The following is a 6069-nucleotide window of genomic DNA, read 5'->3' on the forward strand; positions in this document are numbered from 1 at the left end:
AAATATAAAACTGCCAGAGAAAAGACAAGTGGTCTATACGACATGGGATTACTTAATGAAAACCATAGGCTTACAGAAGTCGGATATAAGCTTCTGGAAATGACAAGCTCAGAACAATTCCTTGAGAAAAACGAGCTGGGTATTTCTATGGATTCACAATTATACCTTGAACAACTTCTAAAACTAAGTTCAAGCGATACAGGTAGTACTGTTAGGCCATTGATTGTTGTACTGTATCTTCTTTCTCAACTTGACTATTTATCATATGACGAATTTCGTTACTTAATGCCTTTATGTACGAATAAAGAAAGCACTTCTTATATCTTGATGTTCATTAAAGACTTAAGAAATGGTACCGGAACTATTGATACGGTAATAAAGAATTTCCTTTTACTACAGTCAAACTATCAAAAGGGTTTGGAGAGATTTGTCAATAACGAGTTTAGTGAGGCACTACTCTTGTCCGTTGGCATGAACAGGAAAAGTGCTACATATGATAAATCTTATGTTCCTCTATATGAATTAATGTATGCCGTATATATAAAAAATGATTCATCAAGGATATATGAGATGTTTAATTCTTTAAAGAAATTTCAATCTTCGATAGCCATAAAGTGGAAGCAACTGATGTTTGACACGTCATTAACATCACAAGTCAAAAAAGAGCCTATTTCTCATTTATTACCTCTTCCAGATAATGTCACTACCTCAGAAAAAGACTTCAAGGAGTTCTTTTTCTTAACAATGCATCTAAATAAAGCTAAAGCGACTTTGGAGGATTATCTTGACCTTAATAGGCGGTATTTGGGGTTAACTAATTGCTTTATTTTCGAAGATAATTTGGTTAAATTAGATATCGTTCCTAAACAATATTTTGAATCAGCCATCGATGAACTCTATAAACAGGCATATAAAAAAAGTAATTTATTAGAGGTTTGCTGCCCTATTAGCGACATTTGTCCTGCATTAGTTTTTGACAAGCAAAAGATAATAAATGGGTTAAATGAAGAATTGGGAATTCATGTTGAAACAATAGAAGATGCTTATAATGAGGTTGATAAAATTCGTTACAGCCGCTTTAATAAGCTGGTTGACCTTAAATTTACTGATGCAAAGATATTGAAATTGCTATCAGATTTTGAAAATTGAGAAGATGAAGAAATCAGCCAGCTGGTAACGGATAATGCAGATATACCTACTATCTTCGAGTATGTTTTAGGAATTTTATGGTGGAAAGTTAGTGGGCGAAGAGGGAAAGTATTAGACTATCTTAAATTGTCTTTAGATGCAAATTTACTTCCTATTACTCATGCTGCAGGTGGTGAAGCGGACATCGTATATGAATACAAAGCTTGCAAAGATTATCCTGAGCATTCTTTACTTTTGGAAGCGACATTAGCAGATGGAACAAATCAGCGACGAATGGAAATGGAGCCTGTATCAAGACACCTTGGTAATCATTTGATTAAGACTGGAAACTTGAAAAGTTATTGCGTATTTGCAACGACTTATCTTCATATCAATGTAATTAGTGATTTTCGTGCAAGAAAAAATATTACATACTTTGACTCACAAGACTATGACAAATATGTTACAGGATTGAAAATAATTCCTCTAGACACTGATGATTTACGCCACATAATTGAAGAACAAATAACCTATGTTCAATTATACAAGCATTTTGAAAGAGCCCACAACTCAGCTGAAATGCATCCTAAAAAATGGTATGACCAGTATGTGAATATAGAAAGTTCCGACCTGTACCAACATAATGAAACGCCTTATATGATAGCAGCAGAACCAACGCCTGATAAATAAGATGCAATACCGCAAATAAAAGTAGAATTAACTATCTCAATACCCTTTGTCCGTTCGTATATCTCTGAATATGCCCATAATATCTGCCTTTAGCAACATCATGAACTTCACGGTCGACACGTCGGAATTCGCTTGAATTGAAGTTGCCTAATGTGTTTGCTAACCATACCAACCATGTAGCCACATGTTCTAAAGTGGTGGCTGCAAGTTTAACAAAGTACGCCATAACGGACTTGATGGTAGTCGATTCGTTATCCCAGAAAATGTCACCATGATGTCTGCCACGGCAGTTCGTACTTGGATAGGCATTATCCTGATATATTGCTTCTATATAACAAGATTATTATAGTTTTTTATAAATAGATAAGCCATCTAATGATTAGATGATCATTAGAATTGTTGTATTTTTGCAAATAGTGCTATATGAGGGGGCTCTAACCATCCTCTACACTATAATCACAGACATGAAGAGACTTGCAATTTTACTATACCTCATTTCTTCCCTGACAATTCTCTCTGCTCAGAATGTATGTCACGTCACAGTAGAATATCCTAATTGGGGTGATACTTTATTGGTATTTACCCAAGAATGTGTGTCGGGAAGAGAAATTGAAGATACAATACCGCGGAAGAACGGAAACTTTAGTTATGATATTGAACTAAAGTCGCCTGCTGTCATGAATATTACGACACCTGCATTTTTAGAGCGAAGGGATGAAAAACAAATTGAGCGCTTTGTTATTATACCGGGTGAGTCTCTAAAATGTAAGGGGTATCAGAAGATGGAAGGAACAAGTTTTTTCCAACAATACGCTAAAGTAAGGAGTTTTATCAAATCGCCTGCCTATCGTGACAGTGAAGACAAGTACCAAACTATTTTAGACTTTAGACTACGTAAGGAAAAACAAGAGCAACGAGGCTTGTGTGGCACTGATTACGGATTATAACACATATACGGTGATGGATGAAGCGAAGATGAAAGAAGCCTTCTCCTTACTCTCTCCAAAAGTACAAAATGGAAGAATGCGTCCTTTGTTTGATTTTATGTTGAAGCAGATTCAAACAGACGGCTTAAAAAAGGAAAAACAATCTGTCTTGATTGGTAAAAAAGCGAAAGACTTTAAGCTGAAAGATATTCAAGGAAAAGAAATCAGCCTGTCGTCATTTCGCGGTAAATATATCCTTTTGGATTTCTGGGGGAGTTGGTGTTTGCCGTGTCTGAAAGCATTGCCTAAACTGAAAGAATTCTATGAAAAGAATAAAAATAAGGTGGTAGTTATTGGTATAGGTTGCCACGAGAATGAGAAGAGATGGAGAAAGGCGGTAGAGAAGAATCGACTGACATGGCATAATGCCCTCGCTCCGAAAGATCATAAAATTTTAGAAGACTACCTCATTACAAACTATCCCACCCAAATATTCATATCACCAGATGGACATATCTTGAACTACGCTAACTCTCCTTACTCAGATATTTACGCATCCATCAAGATTGTTTTGGAGGTTAATCCGTAAACAAATCATACACCCACGCCATATTATATGACTAAACAACTATTATTCATTGCTGCCATATTTCTGATAATTGTTTGCAAGGGCTCTGCGCAGTCTGTCGTATGCCATATTTCAGGCAAAGTAGAAGATCTGAAAGAAAAGCGACTCATACTGTATGAAAGCGGAACCGATCCACGAGTAAACAACTATATTACCATAGATATTAAAGATGGCAGGTTTGATTACGATTTGAGCATCGACACTCTTAAATGTTACACCGTAACTCTCAGCAGCGAATATGAAAAAGGATCGATGCGTGTAGCCGACTTTATCGCTGAGAATACGACTGTCTACATAACGATTCCTGCCGGAACAGGAGATAGCAACGATCTGATTAAAACAGAGTCTGATGGAAAAGAAAATGCGATGATGATGAGATACGCTGCTTACAAAGATTCCGTTTTCACAATTTATGGCCCACAGTTTCAAAAGTTAGAAGCAAGACGAGACAGCCTTCACAAGGATAAACTGTATTTGAAGCCTATCGTGTATGAAATCTACTCGAAGATGGAACATGCCCGGAACACGCAGCGAGACAGTTTGCGTCTTCTTCTGCCTGAAAATCCGCTTTCAAACTTGGGAGCGGAAATGGAAGCAAAATACAAAGAATTGACAGACGACTTTTATGTTGACTTAACCAAATGGTTTGAAAATAATAAATGCTTTTATAGCCTTGCGGAAATAAGAAAGGGGGTCGCGATGAATACTTTACCTAAAAAACAAGCCAGATTGGAAGAGATATTTCTTAAACAATATGTAGACTATATGCCCAAGCATCCGTATACTCAAGAGGCGGCTTATGGAATAGCGGCTTCAAGATTACAGGTGGGCAAACCGTATATCGACTATCATGTGCGGGGAACGGATGGGCAAACCGTAAAGTTATCGTCCTTATATAAGGGTAAAATTATTTTCATCGACATGTGGGCAAGTTGGTGTGGTCCCTGTAGACGCCACGCCAAATCTGTCATTCCTGTCTATGAGAAATATAAAGACAAGGGATTCCAAGTAATTGGTATTGCCAGAGAGAGGAATATAAAAACAATGGAAGCCGCGATAAAACAAGATGGCTATCCTTGGTTAAATCTTTTGGAACTTAACGACCATCATAATATCTGGCTCAAGAATGGCCTCAACAATTCAGGTGGCGGAGGCTTTCTCATCGATGAAAAAGGAATTATTTTAGCAATCTATCCCGAGGCCGACGAATTAGAACAGATTCTTCAGGAACGATTATAGATTTCTTAAAATCAGATTAAAGTGCTTTTAAGATTGGATTAAGTGCTTCTTAAGATTTTCTAAAGAGGTAACGACCTATATAAAACCTATCAGCAACATCGTGACATGGGCCATGAAAGCGGCCGTCAGGCCGCCAATGGTGTGGGAAAAGATGGCCTTGCCCGTCAACTCACGGTAACCCAATGAGTCGAGCATGGCCGTATGGGTGCTCAGAAAGCCACTCCAGCACATGCCGATGGCCGTGAATACGGCGATGGCATTGCCGTCAATCCATCCGTGGGCAAGGAAATTGGGTACCAGACTCAATGCGGCGCCCACCGCTCCCAGCGCCGTGATGGGGAAAGCGACCTGATGGGGATCGGTAAAACCGAACAGCGCGCCGAACAACCAATCCAGCTTGTTGGCCAAAGTCGGCAGCAGATCGATGCCTTCGTAGGCCGCGCCCGTGTAAGTTCCGTTGCTGCCGGGTCCGAAGGTCAGAACCATCACCAGCGTGGAGATGATCAACACGCCGGGGATGATGGCCATCCCAACGTCCACACCGGCCTTGCCACCATCAAGCAGCGCATTCAGCGTCCGTAGGAAGACAGACTTTTCCTCGGGGTGTTGTATTTCCTGCTCTTCCTGCTCTTCCCCATTACCATTGGCGTTCTCTACGGCATAGGACGGATAAGCCTTTATTACGAAATACTGCATGCACCGCGTCGAAACGACACAGCCGCAGCCGGCCGCGAAAAGCCCTACCATCGGCTCGACGAAAAAGCCTTGTCCCACCATGAAGACAATGACAATGAGTCCCATGCCAAAGGCCGTTCCGAAATTGGTAAGCGATATATACTGGTATTTCTTGAAGTAGGAACTGAACCGTTTATCCTTCGACAAGGATATGATGGCGGGATTGTCGGAGAGGAAAGTCATCACCGCGCCCAGCGAAGCCACGCCCGGCAGATTGAACAAGGGGCGCATTAGCGGGCGGAGAAGCATTTCCAACAGGTCAACGACGCCGAACTCTACAAACAGCTTGCCGATGGCACCGGTCAAGACGCAGATTCCCATCAAATAGAAAACCGTGTTAAGCAACAGGTCATGCGCCGTGTGCATGATGGTGTTAAGCATGTGGGCCACGCCCATCTGATAGCCGATAAAACTGAAAAGTGCCGCCACCGTCAATAGACAGACAATGCCCGATAGCCTCTTTGTCAAAGCATTCTTCATGGATTTTGTTTAAAAGAAAATTTCGTTTATATGCAAAGATAATACAATTTTCTTCTCCACTTAGTACTGACACGATAAAAATCGCATTCAGTTCATATTTTCAAATAAAGAAAGCCCAACTTTTCCACCTAAACGAACTTTAGGTTTGTAAAAGCATAGCTTTGAGTCGCCAAAAGGGCTGCTTTTACCCAATAGTGTCCTAAATAATTTTTGTGAAAACGCATATAAAGTTTCATCAAATCA

General features: G+C 40.0%; 4 protein-coding genes and 1 pseudogene. 4 read left to right on the forward strand and 1 reads right to left on the reverse strand.

Features of this window, described 5'->3' with window-relative positions:
* Window positions 1-42: 42 nt before the first annotated feature.
* The 4 genes and pseudogenes from JHU38_RS12440 (at window position 43) to JHU38_RS10265 (ending at window position 4611) form a co-directional block, all read left to right on the forward strand.
* Window positions 43-1818, forward strand: a pseudogene (locus JHU38_RS12440) (AlwI family type II restriction endonuclease).
* 464 nt (window positions 1819-2282) lie between these two features.
* The gene (locus JHU38_RS12445) at window positions 2283-2765 is read left to right on the forward strand and encodes a hypothetical protein (RefSeq protein ID WP_232369930.1); all 483 of its coding nucleotides are present in this window, start codon (window positions 2283-2285) and stop codon (window positions 2763-2765) included.
* Between the two features lie 13 nt (window positions 2766-2778).
* Window positions 2779-3333 carry a TlpA family protein disulfide reductase gene (locus JHU38_RS12450; RefSeq protein ID WP_232369931.1) on the forward strand — a complete coding sequence of 185 codons (555 nt, stop codon included), beginning with the start codon at window positions 2779-2781 and terminating at the stop codon, window positions 3331-3333.
* 27 nt (window positions 3334-3360) lie between these two features.
* On the forward strand, window positions 3361-4611 hold the full coding sequence (locus JHU38_RS10265) for a TlpA disulfide reductase family protein (RefSeq protein ID WP_107581982.1): 1251 nt from the start codon (window positions 3361-3363) through the stop codon (window positions 4609-4611).
* A 75-nt stretch (window positions 4612-4686) separates the two neighbouring features.
* Here the strand turns inward: JHU38_RS10265 and JHU38_RS10270 are convergent, their stop codons facing one another.
* On the reverse strand, window positions 4687-5826 hold the full coding sequence (locus JHU38_RS10270; protein ID WP_107581981.1) for a nucleoside recognition domain-containing protein: 1140 nt from the start codon (window positions 5824-5826) through the stop codon (window positions 4687-4689).
* Window positions 5827-6069: the final 243 nt, after the last annotated feature.

Origin of the sequence: Prevotella illustrans, assembly GCF_017426725.1 — a bacterium.
Taxonomy (GTDB): Bacteria; Bacteroidota; Bacteroidia; order Bacteroidales; family Bacteroidaceae; genus Prevotella; species Prevotella illustrans.

What these genes read in the sequence shown, in the direction of transcription:
- JHU38_RS10270 (WP_107581981.1), bottom strand. Translation starts at nt 5,826, where the DNA reads ATGAAGAATGCTTTGACAAAGAGGCTATCGGGCATTGTCTGTCTATTG.
- JHU38_RS12445 (WP_232369930.1), top strand. Translation starts at nt 2,283, where the DNA reads ATGAAGAGACTTGCAATTTTACTATACCTCATTTCTTCCCTGACAATT.
- JHU38_RS10265 (WP_107581982.1), top strand. Translation starts at nt 3,361, where the DNA reads ATGACTAAACAACTATTATTCATTGCTGCCATATTTCTGATAATTGTT.
- JHU38_RS12450 (WP_232369931.1), top strand. Translation starts at nt 2,779, where the DNA reads ATGGATGAAGCGAAGATGAAAGAAGCCTTCTCCTTACTCTCTCCAAAA.